Origin of the sequence: Oceanicella sp. SM1341 (assembly GCF_003448965.1) — a bacterium.
In the GTDB taxonomy this organism is placed as follows: Bacteria; Pseudomonadota; Alphaproteobacteria; order Rhodobacterales; family Rhodobacteraceae; genus Paroceanicella.
The window spans coordinates 130,599-153,281 of record NZ_QRGC01000001.1 but is presented as its reverse complement, the minus strand read 5'-3'; the positions used below and the strand labels follow the sequence as shown (position 1 = coordinate 153,281).

At 70.1% G+C, this 22,683-nt stretch carries 20 protein-coding genes; 7 read left to right on the top strand and 13 right to left on the bottom strand.

Translation table 11 applies throughout. From position 1 onward, the window contains the following. Window positions 1-4 precede the first annotated feature (4 nt). From D3P35_RS00675 to D3P35_RS00665, 3 genes are read left to right on the top strand one after another with little or no spacing between them, the layout of a single operon-like run. Entirely contained in the window at window positions 5-1,663 is a 1,659-nt protein-coding gene (locus tag D3P35_RS00675) for a nitrite/sulfite reductase (RefSeq protein ID WP_118132525.1), read from the top strand. Continuing rightward, window positions 1,647-2,141: a DUF934 domain-containing protein gene (locus D3P35_RS00670; protein WP_118132524.1), complete on the top strand. Its 495-nt coding sequence runs from the start codon at window positions 1,647-1,649 to the stop codon at window positions 2,139-2,141. The genes D3P35_RS00675 and D3P35_RS00670 overlap by 17 nt, the downstream gene beginning before the upstream one ends. Beyond that, entirely contained in the window at window positions 2,141-2,932 is a 792-nt protein-coding gene (locus tag D3P35_RS00665; protein WP_118132523.1) for a phosphoadenylyl-sulfate reductase, read from the top strand. The genes D3P35_RS00670 and D3P35_RS00665 overlap by 1 nt, the downstream gene beginning before the upstream one ends. 90 nt (window positions 2,933-3,022) lie before the next feature. Here D3P35_RS00665 and D3P35_RS00660 read toward each other — a convergent pair whose 3' ends face one another. The 5 genes from D3P35_RS00660 to D3P35_RS00640 all read right to left on the bottom strand — a co-directional run bounded on the left by D3P35_RS00660 (window position 3,023) and on the right by D3P35_RS00640 (window position 8,226). Next, entirely contained in the window at window positions 3,023-3,913 is an 891-nt protein-coding gene (locus tag D3P35_RS00660) for a hypothetical protein (protein WP_157981994.1), read from the bottom strand. Window positions 3,914-3,984: 71 nt separating this feature from the next. Continuing rightward, window positions 3,985-4,674, bottom strand: a complete 690-nt coding sequence (locus D3P35_RS00655) for an HAD-IA family hydrolase (RefSeq protein ID WP_157981993.1) — start codon at window positions 4,672-4,674, stop codon at window positions 3,985-3,987. Next, a complete protein-coding gene (locus D3P35_RS00650; protein WP_118132520.1) occupies window positions 4,671-5,228 on the bottom strand; it encodes a thioredoxin family protein in 558 nt (185 codons plus the stop codon). Before D3P35_RS00650 ends, D3P35_RS00655 begins: the two co-directional genes overlap by 4 nt. A 51-nt stretch (window positions 5,229-5,279) precedes the next feature. Beyond that, window positions 5,280-7,004 (bottom strand): SulP family inorganic anion transporter, encoded by a 1,725-nt coding sequence (locus tag D3P35_RS00645; protein WP_232830317.1) that lies wholly within the window; start codon window positions 7,002-7,004, stop codon window positions 5,280-5,282. A 262-nt stretch (window positions 7,005-7,266) separates the two neighbouring features. Continuing rightward, complete coding sequence (locus D3P35_RS00640; RefSeq protein ID WP_198670413.1) at window positions 7,267-8,226, bottom strand: dihydroneopterin aldolase; 960 nt, start codon at window positions 8,224-8,226, stop codon at window positions 7,267-7,269. Between the two features lie 217 nt (window positions 8,227-8,443). Between D3P35_RS00640 and D3P35_RS00635 the strand changes: the two genes are divergently transcribed. Genes D3P35_RS00635 through D3P35_RS00630 form a run of 3 tightly spaced genes read left to right on the top strand, consistent with a single transcriptional unit; the run spans window position 8,444 to window position 9,222 of the window. Beyond that, on the top strand, window positions 8,444-8,746 hold the full coding sequence (locus D3P35_RS00635) for an urease subunit gamma (RefSeq protein WP_118132518.1): 303 nt from the start codon (window positions 8,444-8,446) through the stop codon (window positions 8,744-8,746). A 13-nt stretch (window positions 8,747-8,759) separates the two neighbouring features. Continuing rightward, on the top strand, window positions 8,760-8,882 hold the full coding sequence (locus D3P35_RS26870; protein WP_255418330.1) for a hypothetical protein: 123 nt from the start codon (window positions 8,760-8,762) through the stop codon (window positions 8,880-8,882). Between the two features lie 34 nt (window positions 8,883-8,916). After that, window positions 8,917-9,222 carry an urease subunit beta gene (locus D3P35_RS00630; RefSeq protein ID WP_118132517.1) on the top strand — a complete coding sequence of 102 codons (306 nt, stop codon included), beginning with the start codon at window positions 8,917-8,919 and terminating at the stop codon, window positions 9,220-9,222. Between the two features lie 66 nt (window positions 9,223-9,288). On the opposite strand, the gene D3P35_RS00625 is transcribed toward D3P35_RS00630, so the two are convergent. Further along, window positions 9,289-10,170, bottom strand: a complete 882-nt coding sequence (locus D3P35_RS00625; protein WP_232830316.1) for a cytochrome c — start codon at window positions 10,168-10,170, stop codon at window positions 9,289-9,291. 227 nt (window positions 10,171-10,397) lie between these two features. Here D3P35_RS00625 and ureC point away from each other — a divergent pair, with 227 nt between their 5' ends. Next, complete coding sequence (gene ureC / locus D3P35_RS00620; RefSeq protein WP_118132516.1) at window positions 10,398-12,110, top strand: urease subunit alpha; 1,713 nt, start codon at window positions 10,398-10,400, stop codon at window positions 12,108-12,110. 394 nt (window positions 12,111-12,504) lie between these two features. Here the strand turns inward: ureC and D3P35_RS00615 are convergent, their stop codons facing one another. The 7 genes from D3P35_RS00615 to D3P35_RS00585 all read right to left on the bottom strand — a co-directional run bounded on the left by D3P35_RS00615 (window position 12,505) and on the right by D3P35_RS00585 (window position 22,580). After that, window positions 12,505-13,158, bottom strand: a complete 654-nt coding sequence (locus tag D3P35_RS00615; RefSeq protein WP_118132778.1) for a cell wall hydrolase — start codon at window positions 13,156-13,158, stop codon at window positions 12,505-12,507. Between the two features lie 365 nt (window positions 13,159-13,523). Next, entirely contained in the window at window positions 13,524-14,450 is a 927-nt protein-coding gene (locus D3P35_RS00610; protein ID WP_118132515.1) for an ArgK/MeaB family GTPase, read from the bottom strand. Further along, window positions 14,447-17,068: a pyruvate, phosphate dikinase gene (ppdK, locus tag D3P35_RS00605; protein ID WP_118132514.1), complete on the bottom strand. Its 2,622-nt coding sequence runs from the start codon at window positions 17,066-17,068 to the stop codon at window positions 14,447-14,449. The genes D3P35_RS00610 and ppdK overlap by 4 nt, the downstream gene beginning before the upstream one ends. Before the next feature lie 150 nt (window positions 17,069-17,218). Next, complete coding sequence (gene glyS, locus D3P35_RS00600) at window positions 17,219-19,486, bottom strand: glycine--tRNA ligase subunit beta (protein WP_118132513.1); 2,268 nt, start codon at window positions 19,484-19,486, stop codon at window positions 17,219-17,221. 4 nt (window positions 19,487-19,490) lie between these two features. Then, the gene (locus tag D3P35_RS00595; RefSeq protein ID WP_118132512.1) at window positions 19,491-20,066 is read right to left on the bottom strand and encodes a DUF6446 family protein; all 576 of its coding nucleotides are present in this window, start codon (window positions 20,064-20,066) and stop codon (window positions 19,491-19,493) included. 7 nt (window positions 20,067-20,073) lie between these two features. Further along, window positions 20,074-21,006 carry a glycine--tRNA ligase subunit alpha gene (locus D3P35_RS00590; protein ID WP_118132511.1) on the bottom strand — a complete coding sequence of 311 codons (933 nt, stop codon included), beginning with the start codon at window positions 21,004-21,006 and terminating at the stop codon, window positions 20,074-20,076. Between the two features lie 125 nt (window positions 21,007-21,131). Beyond that, entirely contained in the window at window positions 21,132-22,580 is a 1,449-nt protein-coding gene (locus D3P35_RS00585; RefSeq protein ID WP_118132510.1) for a TrkH family potassium uptake protein, read from the bottom strand. Window positions 22,581-22,683 lie beyond the last annotated feature (103 nt).

Here is a 22,683-nt window from a genome sequence, read left to right as displayed (position 1 = left end):
AGCCATGTACAGCTATGACGAATTCGACGAACGCTTCGTTCGTGAGCGTGTCGCCCAGTTCCGCGACCAGGTCGCCCGCCGCCTCGACGGCAGCCTGACGGAGGAGGAGTTCCGGCCCCTGCGGCTGATGAACGGCCTCTACCTGCAGCTGCACGCCTACATGCTGCGCATCGCCATCCCCTATGGCTCGATGAACGGCAGGCAGATGCGCATGCTCGGCACCATCGCCGAGAAATGGGACCGTGGCTACGGCCATTTCACCACCCGCCAGAACATCCAGTTCAACTGGCCCAAGCTCAAGGATATCCCCGATATCCTTGACGCGCTGGCCGATGTCGGCATGCACGCCATCCAGACCTCGGGCAACTGCATCCGCAACACCACGTCCGACCCGTTCTCCGGTGTGGCCACCGACGAGATCGAGGACCCGCGCGCCACCTGCGAGCTCATCCGCCAGTGGTCGTCGCTGCACCCGGAATTCACCTTCCTGGGCCGCAAGTTCAAGATCGCCGTCACCGGCGCCTCGAGCGACCGTGCCGCCATCCGCGTGCATGACATCGGCATCGAGATCGTGAAGAACGAGGCCGGCGAGACCGGCTACCGCATCCTCGTGGGCGGCGGCCTGGGCCGCACGCCGATGATCGGCAAGGAGCTGCGCGCCTTCCTGCCGCGCGAGGAACTGCTGCCCTACCTCGAGGCCTGCCTGCGCGTGTACAACATGCACGGCCGGCGCGACAACAAGTACAAGGCCCGCATCAAGATCCTGGTGCACGAGCTGGGCATCGACACCTACCGCGAGCACGTGGAGGCCGAGTACGCCCGCATCGACCGCTCGAACACCGCGGCCGACATGGCGGAGTTTGCCCGCATCGCCGAGCAGTTCGCCCCGCCCGCCTACCCGGAGCTGCCCGAGCAGAGCGCCATCTTCGAGCGCGCGCTGAAGGCACACCCGGATTTCGCCCATTGGGTGGAGCAGAACGGTTTCGCGCATCGCGTGCCCGGCTTCATGGCGGTCACCGTGTCCTTGAAGCCGGTGGGCGGCGCGCCGGGCGATGCCACCTCCGAGCAGCTGCGCGTGCTGGCCGAGGCCGCCGAGCAGTATTCGATGGACGAGCTGCGCATCACCCACGAGCAGAACGTGGTGCTGCCCAACGTGAAGAAGGACGAGCTCTTCGCCCTCTGGACCCTGCTGAAAAGCCAGGGCCTGGACGCGCCGAACAAGGGGCTGGTGACCGACATCATCGCCTGCCCGGGGCTCGACTACTGCGCGCTGGCCACTGCCCGCTCCATCCCCGTGGCGCAGGAGATCTCGAAGCGCTTCTCCGACCCGGCCCGCATGGCCGATATCGGGCCGCTCGCCATCAAGATCTCCGGCTGCATCAACGCCTGCGGCCACCACCACGTGGGCCACATCGGCATCCTGGGCCTCGACAAGGCCGGGGTGGAGAGCTACCAGATCACCCTTGGCGGCGACCCCGCCAATGACGCGAGCCTCGGCGAGCGCACCGGCCCCGGTTTCTCCTACGACCAGGTGCCCGGCGTGATCGAGACGCTGGTCGAGACCTATCTCGGCCTGCGCGAGCCGCGCGAGACCTTCCTGCAGACCTACCGTCGGGTCGGAATGGCCCCGTTCAAGGAGGCGCTCTATGCCGACGCTGCGTGACATCACCGGCATCCTCGAGGATGCCTGGACCCGGCTCGACGAGGGCGCGGACGCCCCCGCCGGCCCGGCGATCTACCCCTTCCCGGGCGACGTGGCCGGCAACGACCCCGCGCTCACCGGCATCCATATCGCCAACGACGTGGACCCGGAGAGCGTGGTGCCGATGTTCGACCGCGTGTCGCTGATCTCGGTCGCCTTCCCGGCCTTCACCGACGGGCGGGGCTTCTCCATCGGCCGCCGGCTGCGCGAGGCGGGCTACACCGGCCGGCTGCGCGCCACCGGGCCGGTGCTGGCCGACCAGTTCCGCTACCTGCTCGAATGCGGGTTCGACGAGGTCGAGGTGCCCGATGCGCTGGCCGCGCGCCAGCCGCAGGAGCAGTGGGAGCGCGCGGCCGATGCCGTGACGCTCAACTACCAGCGCGGCTACGCCGGGCGGAGAAACATCCTGGAGGCGCGCCGCGAGGCGCGAGGCGTGTGATGACAGATCCGAATTCCGTGAAGGGCGACAAGCTCGTCTCGCTGCCGGCGCCCACCGTGGCGCGCGCGCTGTCGCGCCTCGCCGAGGGCAGCACCCCGCAGCAGATCCTGCAGACCGCGCTCACCCGCGACTTTCCGGGCCGCATCGCGCTCGTCTCGTCCTTCGGGGCGGAGAGCGCGCCGCTGCTGCACATGGTCTCGCAGATCGACAAGTCGACGCCGGTGCTGTTCCTTGAGACCGGCATGCTGTTCCCGGCCACGCTGAGCTACCAGCAGGACCTGTCGGAGGCGCTGGGGCTCACGAATGTCCGCGTCATCCGCCCCGCGCGCGAGGACCTGCTGGAGGCCGACCCGAAGGGCGACCTGCACCGCGAGGACCCCGACAGCTGCTGCGCCATTCGCAAGACCCTGCCGCTGAACCGGGCGCTGGAGGGCTTCTCGGCCTGGATCACCGGGCGCAAGCGCTACCAGTCCTCCAGCCGGGCCGAACTCGAGTTCTTCGACGCCGATGCCGACGGGCGCATCAAGGTGAACCCGCTGGCGATGTGGGACGCGCACCAGATCCGCGCCTACATGGAGGAGCACCAGCTGCCCCTGCACCCGATGGTGAGCGAGAACTTCCCCTCCATCGGCTGCGCGCCCTGCACCACGCCGGTGGCCCCGGGCGAAGACCCGCGCGCCGGGCGCTGGCGCGGCCGCGAGAAGGTGGAATGCGGCATCCACATCGTGGATGGCAAGGTGGTGCGCGAGCAGAAGCGCGAGCACGAAGGCGTTGTCGCCTCCTTCATGTGAGCCCTGCCGGCTACCCGGCTCCCTGCGCAATTCCGAAAGCCGCCGCTCTCCGAGCCGGCGGCTTTCGCATATCCGGAGGCCGCGCGGGGCCTAGCTGCTGACGTCGAGCAGCGTGCCCTCGGCCGGCTCGGCGCGCGTCCAGGAGACAGCGCCGAGATACTGGCTGCGCGCCAGAACTGAAACCTCCACCCCCGGCGGGGCATCCACCGCCACCCGGCCCGGACCGCCCGGCAGCCGGTGTGCCGTGACGGTCACCGATATCGCGCCGCTGGCAATATCCTGTTTCATCTGGGAAATCATCTCGCCGCGCCGGCCCAGCCGCTCCGCGAAGCGGCCCAGCATCACTGCCCGCTCCGTCCCGGCCATCTGCCGCCCGGCATCGCCGAACAGCGCCAGCACCGCCATGCGCCGGGCAAACTCCGCCTCGTCCATCGCGGTTTCGGCGGCGAGCTTTGCATCCACCTGGTCGATCACCGCGCGCTCGATCAGCGCGCGCGTCTCCTCCGGCCCGGGCGGTTCGGCCTCGGCGGAGGGGGCGAGACCGGAGGCGGTCTCCACCGCCTTCGACCAGGCCTTGAGCGCCGCCGCGAGCTTCTCCGGCAGGGCGGAGAGCCGCTCGGGCTCGAGCAGGGTGGACAGCGGCTGGTCGGCGCCGAGCGCCGGCCCGCCGGTGAGCCGGTAGGTGCGGCGCAGGCTGGTCTCCACCCGGGCAAGCTGCCGCTCCATCCGGGCCTGCGCCTGGTCGAGCAGGAAGGCGCGCAGCGCCGCCCCGTCGGGCAACATGCCGTCGCGCGCGAGCAGCGGCTGGCCATACCCCTCCTTCCAGGGCGCGGCGCGGCCGACCCGCACGGGCTCGGTCACCGGTTCACGTGAGAAGCTCACCACCGCGACATCGCTCGCGCGCCCGATCTGCAGCGCGGCGCTTCGGCCGGGTGAGCTGAGCCCCGTCAACGACGGGGCAAGGGAAGGCACTGCAAGCATTCCGGACCTCCCGCCAGTGAGATTGACAGGCATCCACTGAAGCATGGAAACATGAACGAAACCTTGCGGCCTCAGCCCAGCCGCAGCGGCTCCGCTCCGGCCTGGGGAGCTGCCAGCACGGCGAGGATGCGCGGCACCGCCTCCGCCCAGGTGGCGAAATGCGCGGCGTGGGCGATCTCGGCCCAGGGGCGCTTGCGGTAGCCGTGCTCGTGGATGACGAAGGGACAGCCGAAATTCGCCGCGGTGGCCGCGTCCGTCTCGCTGTCGCCCACGAAGACCACCGGGCCGGGGCCCATGTCCTTGAGCGTGTTGCGGATCATCTCCGGGTCGGGCTTCATCACCGCGATGGTGTCGCCGAAGGTGAAGCCGTCGAAGAGCGGCGAGAGGCCGAGCCCGCCGAGCACCCGGCGCCCCGGCTCGGTCGGTTTCTGGGTGCAGATGCCGAGACGGTGGCCGGCGGCGCGCAGGGCCGCGAGCGCCTCGGCCACGCCTTCGTAAGGTCGGGTCGCAACCAGCGGATTTTCATCGTAGATCTCGCGAAACCGCGCCACGTGGGCGGAGAGGTCGCCGGGCACGCCGCCGGTGTGTTCCAGCAGGCCCTCGACCTGTTTGGGGATGCCGCGGCCGACGAAGCGCTTGTAGGTTTCCACGTCGACCGGGGCGCGGCCCAGCTCCTCCGTCAGCCGGTTTCCCGCCGCGCAGAGCGAGGGCGCGCTGTCGACCAGCGTGCCGTCGAGATCGAAGATGATGTTTGCGCTCATGCTGCCCGCCACTTGATGGAACATCCGATGGAGGCGACCTGCTCGGCCGGGCCGGTGCCGCGCTCGGCCACGCCGCGCATGGCCTCGAAGAGGTCGCGGCGCAGATCCGGCGGGCCGGCTTCCTTGCGGCTCGCGTCCAGGCGGCCGCGGTACTGCAGCCCCCCGCCCGCGTCATAGCCGAAGAAGTCGGGCGTGCAAACCGCGCCGAAGGCCCGGGCCACCGACTGGTCGGCATCCACGAGATAGGGAAAGGTGAAGCTGTGATCCGCGGCGAAGCCGGCCATCTTCTCCGGCGCGTCTGCCGGATAGGTGTCCCAGTCGTTCGACATCACGGCGGCGACGCCGATCCCCAGGCCCTGCAGCTCGGCCGCGTCGCGCACGAAACGGTCGATCACCGCGCGCACGTAGGGGCAATGGTTGCAGATGAAGGCGATGAGCAGGCCCTTCGGCCCCATCAGATCCGCGCTGCCGCGCAGCCTTCCGGTGGTGTCCGGCAGCGTGAACCGCGGCAGCGGGGCGCCGAAATCGCAGACAGGCGGGTTGAGCGAGGCCATGGCGTTCTTCCTCCTGTTGTTCTGATTGGACCCAGGATAGCCGGGGCGGGCTCAGTAGCCGAGTTCGCGCATTGCCGCATGGGCGCCGGGCTTGGTGGCGCATTCGTGGAACAGGCGGATGCGGCAGCCGCGGCAGATCTCGTTGTCGGCATCGGCCACGGCGGCGGCGATGGCCTCGCCCTTGTTGGCGTGCAGCTTGTCGGGGCCGAGCTCCTCGATCACCTGCAGGCGGCGCAGGCGGTTCAGCATCGGCGTGCTCTGGGCGATGAGGTGAAAGTCGCCGCCCTTGCGCCGCGCGGTGCGGATCTCGTCGATCAGCAGGTCGGCGCCGGCGAGGTCTATGTCGCCGACCGACTTGAGGATCAGCACCTTGATGCGCTGTTGCGGGTGCTCGCGCTCGACCTTGCGGAACTCGCGCTCGATATGCTCGACCGAGCCGAAGTAGATCAGCCCGTCGATGCGGATGATGGTGATCTGCGGGCACTCGGAGAGGTTCGCGTCCTTCGCGCCGACGAACTTGCGCGCGCCGTTCACCAGCTTGGGGGCGCCCACCATCACCGCGGGCTGCGAGGACTTGTGCAGGAACAGAAGGAGCGAGGCGATGACGCCCACGTAGATGGCGAAATCGAGCTCGATGAGCAGGCCGGAGAGGAAGGTGACCCCGAGGATCGCGCTCTCTCCGCGCGAGGAGCGGATGACATGGCGGATCTCGCGCTGGTCGATCAGCCGGTAGGCGACATAGAGGATGAGCCCGGCCATGGCGGGGCGCGGGATATGGGCGATGAGCGGCAGCACCAGCAGCATCATCGCCGCGAGGAACACGCTGGCGAGGATGGTGGCCATCGGCGTGCGGGCCCCCATCTCCACGTTCACCCCGGTGCGGGTGAAGGAGCCGGAGGAGGCGTAGTTCTGGAAGAAGCCGCCGACGATGTTGGAGATGCCCTGCCCGAAGATCTCCTGCGTGGGGTTGAAGCGCTCGCGCCGGCGGATGGCCATGGCCCGGCCGATGGACACCGCCTCCAGCAGGCCGATGAGCGCGATGGCGAAGGCGCCCTTCGCGAGGTCGGGCGTGTCGGCGCTGTTGAAGGCGGGGATGCGGAAATCGGGCAGCGCGCCGGGCAGCGCGCCCACCATGCTCACCCCGAGCGCGTCGGCCGAGAGCACCCAGCCCAGCAGCGAGCCGATGACGAGCGCGAGCAGGAAGCCGGGGATCACCCGCGAGTAGCGCTGGAGCAGGATGACCGAGCCCAGCGTGACGCCCGAGAGCAGCAGCGCCGTGAGGTTGGTCTGCGGCAGGGCGAGCAGCACCCGCTCCATGCGTTCGAAGACCGATCCGCCACCGGGCAGCACCAGCCCCAGCGCCGCGGGAAGCTGGCTGACCACGATGAGGATGGCGGCAGCGGCGGTGAATCCGGTCATCACCGAATGCGAGACGAAGGACACCACCGAGCCCATGCGCGCGAAGCCCGCGGCCACCTGCACCACCCCCACCATCACGGTGAGCTGGAGCATCAGCTCGATGTAGGGCGGCGTGCCCGGCTCCGCGAGCGGCGAGAGCGTGGTGAAGATGATGACCGAAAGCGCCGTCGTCGGCCCGCTCACCATCACCATGGAGGAGCCGAAGAGCGCCGCGACGAGGGCCGCGACGATGGCGGTATAGATGCCGTATTCCGGTGGCAGCCCGGCGATGGTGGCGAAGGCCACCCCTTGCGGCAGCACCACGGCGGCGCCCGTGAAGCCGGCAACGAGATCCGCCCGCAGGGACGTGCGGGTCATGCCCCGCATCCAGCCCAGGAAGGGGAGCGCTTTCGCCAGGCCCGGTTTCACATCGGGGTCCTTCTGATCTGCTGCGGCCCTTCGGCCGCCCGGCTCCGGGCCGCATTCCGGCACCGGCGAGGGCGGATTCTCCGCCCCGCCTCACCCTCCCCGGGTTACCTTGTCCGACTCACCTTGTCCGATTCACCTTCCCCGCCTCACCTTCCGCGGGTCGCGGTCTCCCGGCCATCCGGGTTCGGCCTAGCACCTTGCAGGGAACTTGTTAAGTAGTCGTGTCCGCTCGGGCTTCCGCCCAGGACAGGAACCGGGAAACGTCGCAGGGCGCGAAGGGTTCCTCGCCCGCCGCGGGCGCGGTCCACAGGGCCGCCTGCCCGCGCGCCCCGAGCTGCCCGGCAGCCCAGGCGGCGAGTGCCGGGGCGGCGCCGACGGAGGGCACCGGCCGCGCCGCCATCACCAGGCGCGCCGGCGCCCAGACCGCCAGCAGGCCGGTCTTCAGCGCATGGTCGATCTCGGTGCGGGTCTCGGTGACGGTGAGGCGCGCATCGGCCCCCGCCAGCCTCCAGGCTGCCTGTTCCATCGCCAGCAGGCCGATGCGCAGCGCGCCTTCCGGGCCGGCTCCCGCCGTGTCCGGCGCCTCCGCCTCGGCCAGCAGCAGCACAGGCAGCCCGCAGGCGGCGAGCGCGTCGAGCCAGGCCTCGCGCTCGGGGGCCGTCGCGAAACCGGCGCCGAGGCGCAGCACCAGCGGGCGGGCGGCAGCCGCCTGCGGCGCCGGTCGCTCCCGGCGGACCGGGCGCAGCATCGGCGCGTCGGCCGGCAGCGTGCCGCGGACGATCTCCACCCCGAGCGAGCCGGGGATGCGGTCGAGCTTCTCGATGCGCACGAAGGCGCGCACGGCGCGGGGGTCGGCGAGGCAGCGCGCGGCGAGACGCTCGGCCAGGGTCTCGAGCAGGTTGATGCGCTCGGCGGCGAGCTCGGCATCGAGCGCCTCGAGGATGGTGTCGTAGGAGAGCACCTTGTCCACGTCGTCGTCCTGCGCGGCGGTGTGGTGCGACACCTCGAGCGTGACATTGAAGCGCAGCCGCTGCTCCACCCCGCGCTCGGAGCGGAAGGCGCCGATCTCCACCGAGCGCACGTGGTCGCGCACCGAAATGCGGTCCAGCGGCTGCCCCGCGGCGGGCCGCGCCTGCGGAGATTCATAGGCCAGGACGGGATCTTCGGTCATGGGCTGCCCTTCGCGCTTCAGCTTCGGATCGGCCCCCTGATACGTGCCGCGGCAGGGGGAGACAAGGCGCGGGCCGACACCTCGTGCCCCGCCCGCGACATGTGGTGTCTGCCCCGCGCCCCTGCCACCATGTGCCGCGCGATTGCTGCAAAACGGGGGTTTGACATTGCCCGAAAACCCCCCAAATGTAGACGGAACTGAATGGGAGAGGAACAGCGTGAATCTGAGCCCGCGGGAAAAGGACAAGCTTCTGGTGTCCATGGCAGCAGAGGTCGCCCGGAAACGGCTGGAACGGGGGGTAAAACTCAATCACCCCGAGGCCATTGCCCTTATTACCGATTTCGTGGTCGAAGGTGCGCGCGACGGCCGGACGGTCGCCGATCTCATGTCCAGTGGTGCCGAAGTCATTCGTCGGGACCAGTGCATGGAGGGCATCGCCGAGATGATTCCCGAAGTGCAGGTTGAAGCGACGTTTCCGGACGGGACGAAGCTCGTCACCGTCCACCAGCCGATCCGGTAGGGAGGCCGTGCGCATGAACAAACTGCTTGATTACCTGAAGGAACTGGTCGGGGCCCTGCTTCCCGAGCCCCAGCCCCAGCCCCAGCCCATCCCCGTCCGCGTGAACGACGGCCGCCGCCGGCCCGGGCGCCGCTGACATTCCCGCAGACCGGACGCAGATCGGACCCCGCATGATTCCCGGAGAAATCTTCCCTCTGCCCGGCGAGATCGAGCTCAACGCCGGCGCGGAAGTGACCGTGCTCACCGTGGCCAACACGGGCGACCGGCCGGTGCAGGTGGGCAGCCACTACCATTTCGCCGAGGCGAACAGCGGGCTGGAGTTCGATCGCGAGGCCGCGCGCGGCAAGCGGCTCGACATCCCGGCCGGCACCGCGGTGCGCTTCGAACCGGGGCAGACCCGGGAGGTCTCCCTCGTGCCCTTCTCCGGCGACCGCAAGGTCTACGGCTTCAACGCGAAGGTGATGGGCGCGCTCTGAGCGCCCTGCCCGACCTTATCCACAGCAACAGGCCCGGCCGGTAAACGGCCGGGCCTGTTGCGTTTTTCAGGGCTGCTCGGGTGTCGCCAGCGGCGGCAGCGCGCGCAGGTAGGCGATGATGGCGGAGATGTCCTCCGGCTTTGCATGCGCATAATATCCGTAGCCCATGGGCGGCAGCATCGGCGTGCCGTCCGGCCGGTGCCCGGTGGTGATCATCTGCGCAAGCTCCGCGTCGCTCCACCGCGCGATGCCATCCTCGTGCGGCGTGATGTTGGAAGCGACGGATTCGCCCCAGGGGCCCGCGAACACCGCGCCGCCGGCCCCGGGGCGGGAATGGTCCGGCCCCTGCGGCGTCATCGGCGAGTGGCACTCGATGCAATGCGCCACCGGCCCGGCGAGATAGGCGCCGTAGGCCACGGTCACCCCCTCGGGCACGGCGGCCACATGCTCCACCGGCGGCCCCCAGGCGGGCGGCAGCGGGATGCGGTAGTCCGAGGCGGGCACCGCGTTCTCCACGGCCGGCACGCTGCGCAGGTAGGCGACCATCGCGGCGAGGTCCTCGTCGGACAGGCCGCGGTAGAGCGCGAAGGGCATCGGCGGCCCGATCAGCGAGCCATCGGGCCGGATGCCCTCGCGGATGGCGCGGGCCAGTTCCGCGTCGCTCCAGCGCCCCGAGGGGCCGGCCGGGGTGATGTTCGGCGCATAGGCGGTGAAGGCGGCGTTGTCCTCCACCAGCCGGCCCGAGAGCGCACGCGCCTGGTCCGGCCCCTGCGGACCGAAGGGCGTGTGGCAGTTGCCGCAGGCCCCTATCGCCTCGACGAGATAGGCGCCGCGGGCGAGATCCGCCGCGGCGCGGGCGGGCGGCGACGCGACCGTCGCCAGCACCAGGGCCCCGAGCAGGGCCATGCCGCCCGGAGCGAGAGAGCGCAGGAAAAGCGTCTGGATCAAGGGTTTAATTTCGACCTCCCGAAATGGCACATGCGTGCATCGTGAAAACCGAGCGCTGAGTATCAGGCCAGAATGCACCAGAATGTGAGAATCATCACTCGACATGTCGATCCGTGCATGCAACATGCCGCTCCGCTGTCGGCAGCCGCGCTAACACCCGGTTTCCTTTTGACTTTCGCTGCCAGAAATTGCCTCATCCCCCGGAGAGTCTGAGGAGGAGCCACGCCATGCCCTATCGCCTTCCCCGCGCGGATTACGCCGAGATGTACGGACCGACGGTGGGAGACCGGGTCCGGCTCGCCGACACCGATCTCATCATCGAGGTGGAGAAGGACCTCACGCTCTACGGCGAGGAGGTGCTGTTCGGCGGCGGCAAGGTGATCCGCGACGGCATGGGCCAGAGCCAGACCCCCCGCGCCCACGGCGCCGTGGACACGGTGATCACCAACGCGCTGATCATCGACTGGACCGGCATCATCAAGGCCGATGTCGCCATCAAGGACGGCCGCATCGCCGGCATCGGCAAGGCGGGCAACCCCGACACCCAGTCCGGCGTGGACATCATCATCGGCCCCGGCACCGAGGTGATCGCCGGCGAGGGCCGCATCCTCACCGCGGGCGGCATCGACAGCCACGTGCATTTCATCTGCCCCCAGCAGTTCGACGACGCGATGCATTCCGGCGTCACCACGCTGATCGGCGGCGGCACCGGCCCCTCGCACGGCACGATGGCGACCACCTGCACCCCCGGCCCCTGGCACATCGGGCGGATGCTGCAGTCGATGGACGCCTTCCCGATCAACATCGGCATCGCCGGCAAGGGCAACGCCTCGCTGCCCGCCGCCCTCGAGGAGATGATCCTCGGCGGCGCCTGCGCGCTGAAGCTGCACGAGGACTGGGGCACCACGCCCGCGGCCATCGACTGCTGCCTCACCGTGGCCGATGCCTACGACATCCAGGTGATGATCCACACCGACACGCTCAACGAGAGCGGCTTCGTGGAGAACACCCTCGCCGCCATCAGGGGCCGCACCATCCACGCCTTCCACACCGAGGGCGCGGGCGGCGGCCATGCGCCGGACATCATCAAGCTCGCCGGCGTGGAGCACGTGATCCCCTCCTCCACCAACCCCACGCGCCCCTTCACCACCAACACGATCGACGAGCATCTCGACATGCTGATGGTCTGCCATCACCTGTCGAAGTCGATCCCCGAGGACGTGGCCTTCGCCGAGAGCCGCATCCGCCGCGAGACCATCGCCGCCGAGGACATCCTCCACGACATGGGCGCGATGTCGATCATCGCGTCTGACAGCCAGGCCATGGGCCGCGTGGGCGAGGTGCTGATCCGCACCTGGCAGACCGCGGACAAGATGAAGCGCCAGCGCGGCCGGCTCTCGGAGGAACAGGGCGACAACGACAACCTTCGGGTGCGCCGCTACATCGCGAAATACACCATCAACCCCGCCATCGCGCATGGCATCTCGAAGGAGGTGGGCTCGCTCGAGGTGGGCAAGCGCGCCGATCTGGTGCTGTGGAGCCCGATGTTCTTCGGGGTGAAGCCGGAGCTGGTGCTGGTGGGCGGCACCATCGTGGCCGCGCAGATGGGGGATCCCAACGCCTCCATCCCCACGCCGCAGCCGGTGCACAGCCGGCCGATGTTCGGCGCCTTCGGCGGCTCGCGCACTTCCGGTGCGGTGAGCTTCGTCTCCGCCGCCTCGCATGACGCGGGCATCGGCCGCTCGCTCGGCCTCGCCAAGGCGACGGTGCCGGTGGAGAACACGCGCGACGGCATCGGCAAGTTCTCCATGCGGCTCAACGACGCCTGCCCGCACATCGACGTCGACCCCGAGACCTACGAGGTGCGGGCCGACGGCGAGCTGCTGACCTGCGAGCCGGCCACCGAGCTGCCGATGGCACAGCGCTACTTCATGTTCTGAGCCGCCCGGGCCCGGCCCCTCCCGCTGCCGGGCTTGCGCCGGCACGGCGCGGCCTCGCCCCGAGCGCGTGGCAGCCCCCGGCTCGCCGGCTTCGAACGCCCCTGCCCGGCCGCGGCGGCCTCCTGCGGCCGCGCCGGAACCCTCGATCGACCAGAGGTTAATATTCCGTTACCTCGGAGCGCAGGAGAGCGCCGGAGAGCGCCGGAGCGGCGCGCTGAGCCGGGAAGCCGTGGCGCCGCCACCCGGACGACAGCGGCGCGCGAGCCCGGCCCCCTGGAGGGCCGCTCAGCGCCGCGTGCCGCGATCGGCCGGATTTCGGGGATGAAGGGATACCGCCTCGCCGGCGGGGGCCGCCCGGCGCGCCGGCCGGGCGATGCCTGGCGCCGCGCGGCGCTCAGGCGTTGTTGCGGTAGAACACGTGCGCGCCGATGCGGGCGGTGCGCGCGAGGCTCCTGGTCCAGCGCGGGCGCACCTGCAGCGTGTGATAATGCGTGGCACCGCCGGTGAGCATGCGCGGCTGGCCATCCATCATGATGCGCGCGACCTTGGCCACACGCTCGTAGGCGGCCTGGTTGCGCACCCGGTCGGACCGGCCGTCGCAGGTGTAGCTGAACTGGCACTGGTGCAGCTTGCCGGTACCCTGGTTGACCACGCCGCAGACCGTGTCGGGGAAGTCCGAGCTCTCGACACGGTTCAGGATCACTTCCGCGACCGCCACCATGCCGGCGATCGACTCGCCGCGGGCCTCGAAGTAGAGCGCCTGGGCGAGGCACTTGAACTGCTCGTCGCCCTTCGCGGTGGGCAGCAGATCGATCTCGTCCGGGGTGAAGGACAGGATGGACTGCCGGTCCTCGGCGGAGATCGCGCGCTGCTGGGCGCTGGAGACCAGCATCGAGGCCTCCGCGTCGGCCCGGTTCAGCGCCGACACCTCGGCGTGCAGGCGGGTGCCGCGCGGGCGGCTGGAGCCGGTCGCCGGAGACCCGGCGCCGCCGAGCTCGACCAGCCGGTCGGCGTTCAGCGCCGTGAGCGCCGTGCGCTCCTGTGCCATCACCGAGGCGATCTGAAGGGCAATCTGGTCACCGCCCCCCGGGGGCGTCGCATCGCCCGTCTCGCCCGCTGCCACACCTGCCGCACAGATTACGGTACTCGAGGTCATGGCGACAGCACAGACGAGACTCCTCATGCGGGCCCCGTGGGGCCCTCCGAGTGATCGTGCTTTCATGGTCATTCCCACCGTCGTCCGGAGTGCTCAATGCGCCAACTGAATGGCCGCTGCACCACCTATCGCTATTATTAAACGCCTCGAGACCATAGCCATCGCGTCCGCCGTGTAAACGGTCGTTTCGCCACGCATGGTTTCGCGATCGTGATGGGCCGTGAGATTGTCGCTGAAACAACCGCCAATTCAGCCGGTTACCGGGCAGGCTGAAGACGCTGCCACAAGCTGGCCGAAAGTGCCGCACGGGCCTCGAACGGGCGTTCGGGGGCGGAACCGAGGCCTCCGGAGAGGAGTTGAAGTCCGAATCGCCCCCAATCCGTCCGAATCTGCGATTGCAGCCATGCCGCCGCTGCATGCCCCCGATGCGTGTCGCTGCACTGCGATGCACGTTCACGAACAATGGCCAGCGCCTCGTCCAGACCACTCCCGTCGTTTGCGGAAACAATCACCACCCGCGGCGCCGGAGTACCGGTCTGCCGGGCCACCAGGGAGAGCGCTCCCGCAAGGTCGGAGGCGGTGCGCCGTGCCGGCGCCCCGGTGTCGCCCTTCGTGACCAGCACCAGGTCCGGGGTCTCCATGATGCCGGCCTTCATGAACTGCAGCGCATCCCCCGCACCGGGCTGGGAACAGAGCAGCGTGAGGTCGGCGAGTTCCGAAACTTCGGTCTCGGATTGCCCCACCCCGACAGTCTCCACGATCACGATATCGAAGAGCGCGCGCATCAGCACCATGGCCGGAAAGGTGACCTCCGCCACCCCGCCCAGCCGGTCGCGCGCGGCCATGGAGCGGATGAACACGCCCTGGTCCTCGGGGTCATGGGTCATGCGCGTGCGGTCGCCCAGCAGCGCGCCGCCGGAGCGGCGCGACGAGGGGTCGACCGCGATGATGCCGAGCGTCAGCCCCGCCGCCCGCACCCGGGGCACCAGTGCGTTCACCAGCGTCGACTTGCCCACCCCCGGCGGGCCGGTGATGCCCAGCGACACGCCGCGCGGCGCGGCGAAGGCGGCATCGAGCAGTGCTACCGTGTCCTCCGCCTCCGGCGCGCTCTCGATGCGCGAGAGCGCGCGTGCGAGCCCGGCCTTGCCGGCGCCGCGCAGGGCCTCCAGCGCTTCGGCGGTCATCTCGTGTCCCGCACCAGGATGGCGGCCTGCGCCGCGGCCAGCCGGGCGATGGGCGTGCGGAACGGCGAGCAGGACACGTAGTCGAAGCCCAGCAGCTCGCAGAAACGCACCGAGGCGGGGTCTCCCGCATGCTCGCCGCAGATGCCCAGCACCAGTTCCGGGCTCGCCTTGCGCCCGCGCCGCGAGGCGATGAGCAGCAGCTCACCCACCCCCTCGAGGTCGAGCGCATGGAACGGGTCTTCCGGGTAGACGCCCTGGTTCACGTAGTCGCGCATGAAGCGGCCGGCGTCGTCGCGGCTCAGCCCGTAGGTCATCTGGGTGAGGTCGTTGGTGCCGAAGCTCATGAAGCTCACGTTGCGCGCGAGATCGCCGGCGCGCAGGGCGGCGCGCGGGGTCTCCACCATCACGCCCAGCCGGTATTCCAGCCGCGCCCCGGTCTCGCGCTCCACGTCGCGGGCCACGGCCTCGATGCGCGCCTTCACCAGCTCCACCTCCCGCGCGGCAGAGACCAGCGGGATCATTATCTCCGGGATCACAGGGGCTTCGGCGCGGGAGTTCACCTCCAGCACCGCCTCGAAGATCGCCCGCGCCTGCATCTCGTAGATCTCCGGCATGGTGACCGCGAGGCGCACGCCGCGCATGCCGAGCATGGGGTTGAACTCCTGCAGCTGCTCGGCGCGGTGGATTATGTGGCTCACCGGCAGGTCCATCTGCTCGGCAAGTTCGCGCATCTCGTCACGCGAGTGCGGCAGGAACTCGTGCAGCGGCGGGTCGAGCAGGCGGATGGTCACCTGCAGCCCGGCCATGATCTCGAACAGCTCGACGAAGTCGCCCCGCTGCATCGGCAGCAGCCGGTCGAGCGCGCGGCGACGCTCCTCGGCGGTCTCGGCCAGGATCATCTCGCGCATCACGTTGATGCGCGCCTCGTCGAAGAACATCTGCTCGGTGCGGCACAGCCCGATGCCGTCCACCTCGAAGGCGCGGGCGGTGCGGGCGTCCTGCGGGGTGTCGGCATTGGCGCGCACCCGCATGCGGCGGATCTCGTCGGCCCAGCCCATCAGCGTGCCGAAGGCGCCCGAGATCTCCGGCTGGATCATCTCCGCCGCGCCCGCCAGCGCCTCGCCGCGCGAGCCGTCAACCGTGATCACGTCGCCCTCGTGGAACACCCGGCCATCGGCGCAGCGCAGGGTGCCAGCCTTCAGGTCGAGCCTGATGTCGGTCACCCCCACCACGCAGGGCAGCCCGAGGCCTCGGGCGATCACCGCCGCATGGCTGGTCATGCCGCCGCGCACGGTGAGCAGGCCGGAGGCCGCGTGCATGCCGCGGATGTCCTCCGGGCTGGTCTCGACGCGCACGAGGATGGCCTCCACCTCCTGCGCCGCCAGCGACATCGCGGCCTCCGGGGTGAAGACGATGCGCCCCGAGGCGGCGCCGGGGCTGGCGGCGAGGCCGCGGCCGATCGGGTCGCGCCGGTGCGAGGGGTCGATCTGCGGGTGCAGGTGCTCGTTGAGCGAGCGCGGGTCGATGCGCAGCAGCGCCTGCTCGCGGGTGATGGCGCCCTGCTCCACGAGGTCGACCACCACGCGCACCGCGGCGCGGGCCGAGCGGCGGGCCGGCACGGCGTCGAGCACGTGCAGCGCGCCGTTCTCGATGGTGAACTGGAAGTCGAACACGTCGCCCAGCCCCTGGGCGGCGAGACGGCCGGCGGCGTGCAGCGCCTCGGTCGCCTCCGGGCAGCTCTCCTCCAGCGACAGGCCGGCAAAGCCCTGCGCCTCGCGCTCGGCCTTGCAGAGCAGGATCGGGGTGCGCAGGCCCATCATGGCGTCGAGCCCCTGCGCCTGGGCGAGGTAGCGGCCGTTCAGCCCCGGCTTGCCGGATTTCTCCTCGATGAAATGCGCGATGCCGGCGCCCGAGTTGCCGGCGCAAAGGCCAAGGGCCATGCGCTGCGCGATGAGGGCGAGCCCGGCCTCGGGCGGCGCGCCCTTGGCCTGGCGCAGGAGCTTCGCCGAGGGGCGGTTCCAGCCCTTCGCCGCCGCCTCCAGCGCCGCCTTGAGCTGGGTCGCGGGGTCTTGCGGGAAGGGCTGACCCACCTCCTCGAGGTAGAAGGCGCGGTAATCGTCGAGCAGCACCTTCAGGTCACCCACGGAAAGCGCCTCCTCGCTCTCCACCCCGGCGAGCTTCAGCCGGTCGTAGAGGATGTTCTCGAGGTCTTCCGCGTCGATCCCCGCCACGCCGGCGCCCCAGGACTGGATGAGCCGGCGGTAGAGGTCGAGCGCCTGGCGCTGGCCCACGCGGGCGGCGAGCGCGGGCAGGTTCGTGTCGGTGATGCCGATGTTGAGGATGGCCTGCGGGCCGCCCCAGTCCTGCTGGAGGGGGCTGGAGCGCACGGCGAGCAGCGTGTCGGCCCCGAGGCTCTCGAGGGCAGCACTCAGGTGCGGCTCGAGCACCGCGTCGGCGCCCTCGCGGCCCATGTCGGCCACCACGTCGAAGGGGAGCACCACGCCGCGGGGCACCGGCAGGCCGAGCTGAGCCATGCGCGCCAGCCGCGCGCCGCGCTCACCGGTGCGCTCGGGGTCGCGGGCCTCGGGGTCACGCAGGTTCAGGGTTCTGTCAGTCACGGTCGGCTCCCCATCCCGGCTTGCCCGGGCTTGTTTTCATTGCAGTGCAGCATAAGGGGGAAAGCCGCCCGCGTGAAGGCCCGACGATGGTCGGGCCCCCGGGGCCGGGTTTCGCGCCGCGCGGGCCGGCGCGCCGGGCGCCGGCCGGTCTCAGCCCTCGATGGCCGAGAGCACCGCTGCCTGTTCCATCACCTTGCGCACCCGGTGCAGCAGGCAGAGCCGGTTGCGGCGCACGATCTGGTTGTCCGAGTTCACCACCACCTTGTCGAAGAAGGCGTCGATGGGCGCGCGCAGGGTGGCGAGCGCGCCCATGGCGGCGGTGAAATCCTGGGCGGCGAGCGCCTCGACGATACTCGGCTCGGCGGCATCGAGGGCGGCGAACAGCGCCTTCTCCTCGTCGCCCTCGGCGAATTTCGGGTTGGGGTCGAGCGAATACTCCACCCCGTCCTTCTTCTCCTCGGCGGTGAGGATGTTGTTGGCGCGCTTGTAGCCGGCGAGCAGGTTTGCCCCCTCCTCCGTCTCAAGAACCGCCTGCAAGGCCTTGACGCGCTTGACAAGAAGCACGAGGTCGTTCTGCCCGCCAAGCTGGAAGCAGGCGTCGATGATGTCATGCCGCACGCCCTCGCCGCGCAGGTGCACCTTCAGCCGGTCGGCGAAGAACGAGAGCAGGTCGGCGCGCACCGCCTCGAAGCGGGCGTCGAGCTTGAAATTGTGCAGGCCCATCTGCCGGTCGGCGATGAACTCGGCCTGCTCGTAGCTCGCCTCCAGCGTCTCCAGCTCGGCCTTGTCCTCCTCCGAGAGGAAGTGCGAGAGGTCGGCGGCGCTGGCGAGATCGGCGCGGATCTGCTCGATAAGCCGCGGCCGGCCGATGCGCTGGTACACGCCGACATAGGCGTCGCGCGCCATGTTCACCAGCGCGTCGAGCGGCACGGAGACGCCGTTCTCCAGGATCAGCCGGATCACGCCGAGGGCGGCGCGGCGCAGGGCATAGGGGTCCTTCGAGCCGGTGGGCTTCTCGTCGATGGCCCAGAAGCCGGCGAGCGTGTCGATCTTGTCGGCCAGCGCCACGGCGACGGAGACCGGCGCGGTGGGCACCGCGTCGGACGGGCCGAGGGGCGAGTAATGCTCCTGCGCCGCGGCGGCCACGGCCTCGTCGAGCCCGGCATGGCGGGCATAGTAGCGGCCCATCAACCCCTGAAGCTCGGGGAACTCGTAGACCATCTCCGAGCAGAGATCGGCCTTGGCCACCTTTGCGGCCTGGGCGGCCATGTCGGCATCCGCGCCGACCAGCGGGGCGATGGCGCGGGCGAGCACGGTGAGGCGCTCCACGCGCGCGCCCTGCATGCCCAGCCGGTTGTGGAAGGTCACGTTCATCAACGGGGCGGCCATGCCCTCCATGCCCTGCCGCTCCACCGTGCGCAGGTCGTTCTCCCAGAAGAACTTGCCGTCGGAGAGGCGGGCGGCCAGCACCTTGCCGTTGCCGTGCAGGATGGTGGCGCCGCCGTCGGCGGTCTCGCGGTTGGCGACGGTGACGTATTTCTCGATGCGCCCGGTCTTGGGGTTCTTCACCGAGAAGAACTTCTGGTGCTCGCGCATCGAGGTCTGCAGCACTTCGGGGGGCAGGCCAAGGAACTCCTCGCGGATCTCGCCCATCAGCACCACCGGGAACTCGACGAGGCCGGAGACCTCGGCGAGCAGCGCCTTGTCCTCGACGATCTCCAGCCCCTGGGCGAAGGCCTGCGAGGTGGCGTCGGACCAGATGTGCTCGGCGCGGTCCTGCGGGTTGAGCATCACCTTCGCCGCCGAGAGCTTCGCCGCGTAATCCTCGAAGGAGGTGACGGAGAAGCGCCCCGGCGCCATGAAGCGGTGGCCCTCGGTGCTGTCCCCCGCCGTGATGCCCTCGACCTCGAGCGGCACCACACGGGCGCCGGCCTCATCGGTCAGGATGCACAGGATGGAGTGGAGCGGGCGCACCCAGCGCAGGTTGCCCGCGCCCCAGCGCATCGACTTCGGCCAAGGGAAGTTGCGGATGGCGGCCTCGAGCACCTCGGCGATCACCTCCTCGGCGGCGCGGCCGGGGCGGTCGATCACGGCGAACCAGACCTGGCCCTTCTTGTCGTCCCGCGCCTCGAGCTGGTCCTTCGTGAGGCCGGTGGAGCGCAGGAAGCCCTCCAGCGCCTTCTCCGGCGCGTCCACGCGCGGGCCCTTGCGCTCCTCGCGGGTGGCGCGGGTCATGGCGGGCAGGTCGGAGAGGGCGAGCGTGAGCCGGCGCGGCGTGGCGAAACCGGCGGCCGAGGAATAGGTGAGGCCGGCCTCCACGAGACCATCGGTCACCAGCTTGCGCAGGTCGGCGACGGCGCCCGCCTGCATGCGGGCGGGGATTTCCTCGGAGAAGAGCTCGATCAGAAGGTCAGCCATGGGGTCAGTCCCGGTACTTTTCGTTGAGCTGGCGCCAGAGATAGGCGCGGCCGTCGGGGTAGACGGCGATGATGCGTTCGAAGTCCTGCGGCTCGTTGTTGCCGGCAAGATAGGGGGTGGCGCGGCCGGCGGCGAGATCGTCGGTCAGCGCCGCCTCGTCGTAGCAGCCGAACCAGTCGGGGGTGCCGAGGGGGGTGGCGTCGGTCGCCACGGGCACGCCCTCGAAATCGGCGGGGTCGACCGTGAAGCAGGCGCGCAGCTTCAGCGGGCTGTTGCCGTCGAGGCCCTGGTAGCCCGAGACCGGGATCTCCCGGCCATCGGCGCGCACCAGGTCCACGCCGGTCACCTCCTCGTACCAGGCATGGGTCTGGTTCCACCACAGCGCGACACCGAAGATGAGCGCGAAGCCGAACAGGCCGATGGCCAGCGTGCGCCCCGAGAGCGAGGCGGAACGCCCCTCCGGGCGCCCTGCCCGCCGCCGCTCGGTGAGGGAGATCAGCGTCACCACGCTGATCACGATCACCGCCAGCGGCAGCAGCACCCAGAGCCCGAACCAGGAGAGGAAGCCGAGAAGGTTCATCGCCGCCTCAGGCCGCCTGCCCGTCGAAGCCGCCGGCCTCGGTGGTCACGAAGGCGTCGGCGCAGAGCCTGGCGAGCGCGCGCACCCGGCCGATATAGGCCTGCCGCTCGGTCACCGAGATCACGCCGCGGGCGTCGAGCAGGTTGAACAGGTGACTGGCCTTGATGCACTGGTCATAGGCCGGGTGGGCCATCACGATGCGCCGGCCGGTCTTGGGATCCTCCGCGGGGGCCTCGATGATGCGGCGGCACTCGGCCTCGGCGTCCTCGAAATGCTTCAGCAGCGTGTCGGTGTCGGCCTGGTCGAAGTTCCAGCGGCTGTATTCCTGCTCGGTCTGGCGGAACACGTCGCCATAGGTGAGCGGGATGGGCGCCGAGGGGTCGTTGAAGGGCATGTCCATCACGTGGTCGATGCCCAGCACGTACATGGCGAGGCGCTCGAGCCCGTAGGTGAGCTCGCCCGAGACCGGCTTGCAGTCATGCCCGCCGACCTGCTGGAAATAGGTGAACTGCGAGACCTCCATGCCGTCGCACCACACCTCCCAGCCAAGGCCCCAGGCGCCGAGCGTCGGGCTCTCCCAGTCGTCCTCCACGAAGCGGATGTCGTGCAGAGCCATGTCGATGCCGATCGCCTCGAGGGAGCCGAGGTAGAGGGCCTGCAGGTCGGGCGGGCTCGGTTTGATCAGCACCTGGTACTGGTAGTAGTGCTGCAGGCGGTTGGGGTTTTCGCCGTAGCGCCCGTCGGTGGGGCGGCGGGAGGGCTGCACGTAGGCGGCCGCCCAGGCCTTCGAGCCGAGCGCGCGCAGGGTGGTGGCCGGGTGGAAGGTGCCGGCGCCCACTTCCATGTCGTAGGGCTGGAGGATGGCGCAGCCCTTGCCGGCCCAGTAGGTCTGCAGTCGCAGGATGATTTCCTGGAAGGAACGCGGTGCGGTCGTGGTCATGGTCTGGGCCTCCTGCCCCCCGTGTCTCGGGCCTGTCTCGGGCGCGCGGACCATAGGCGTGCCGCCCCCGGGGGTCAATCGGACTTGCGCGCCGGGCGGGCCGGGCGCGCCGGGGGGGGCGCGCTTCAGTCCCGCCAGAACCGGGTGGTGAAGAGCACGTAGACCGCGAAGATCTCCAGCCGCCCGATCAGCATGGCGGCGGAGAGCACCCATTTCACCGGCGCGTCGAGGGTGGCGAAATTGCCCGCCGGCCCGATGATGCTGCCCAGCCCCGGGCCCACGTTCGCCAGTGCCGTGGCGGCGCCGGAGACCGCGGTGATGGTGTTGAGGCCCAGCAGGCCCAGCACCACCGAGAGTGCCGCGAGCGTGAAGCCGAAGAGCACGAAGAAGGCCATCACCGAGTCGATCACGTCGCGCGGCACCGGCCGGCCGTCGTAACGCGGCACGAACACGCCGTGCGGCGAGTGGATGGTGCGGATCTGGCTCGAGATGGCCGAGAGCGCGATCTGGAAGCGGAAGATCTTGATCGAGCAGCAGGTGGAGCCGGTGCAGCCCCCCAGCAGGCCGATGAAGAAGAACAGCGCCACGGGGAAGTTGCCCCATTGCATGTAGTCGACCGAGGCAAAGCCGGTGCCCGAGATGATCGAGGTGATGTTGAACAGCGCCTCGCGCAGCGCGGGCTCGGGGTCGTCGCCCAGGGTGATCATGCGGTAGAGCGCCACCACCACCACGAGCCCCGCCACGATGCCGAGGAAGGCGCGCACCTGGGGGTCGCGGAACAGCGGCCGCGCGGTGCCGGCCAGGATCTGCACGTAGCGCACGAAGGGCAGGCTCGCGAGCAGCATGAACACCGAGGCCACGTATTCCGGCCGGCCCTGGAACACGCCGAAGGAGGCGTCGTAATTGGCGAAACCGCCGGTGGAGATGGTGGTCATCGCGTGCACGGTGGCGTCGAAGAAGCTCATCCCCACCGCCTCGTAGGCCAGCAGGCAGGCGAAGGTGAAGATGAGGTACACCCAGAACACCGAGCCCGCGATCTCCGCCGCGCGCGGCAGGATCTTGCCCATGGTGTCGAAACCCTCGGAGCGGAAATACTGCATGCCGCCCACCTTCATCGAGGGCAGGAACGCGATGGCGACCACGATGATCCCGATACCGCCCAGCCATTGCAGCAGCCCGCGCCACAGCCGGGTGCCCTGCGGCAGCGCCTCGAGCCCGGTGAACACGGTGGAGCCGGTGGTGGTAAGGCCCGAGACCGCCTCGAAATACGCATCGGTGAAGCTCGCCCCCGGCGCGCCCGCCATCATCGGCATGGCGGCGAAGATCGGCAGGATCACCCATGTGAGCGTGGTGAGCAGGAAGGTCTGCTGGATGCTCAGCCCCGGCCGGCGCGCCTCGCGGCAGCCCAGGATCAGCCCCGCCCCGGTGAGCATGGTCAGGAAGCCGCAGATGGCGAAGGCGCCCCAGTTGCCGTTTCCGGCCAGCAGGTCGGCGAGCATCGGCAGCAGCATCACGGCCCCGAGGCCCGCAATCAGGATTCCGATGACGAAGAGAACGGGGCGCGGGTCGATCATGCGGCAGCCTTGGCGGCAGGGCCCCGGCCTGTCAAGCAGCCGCGGTTGCGCCCGAGGGTCGCGCGGGGGCCGGCGGGGGGCGATTCGCGCAAGGCTGTGCGCG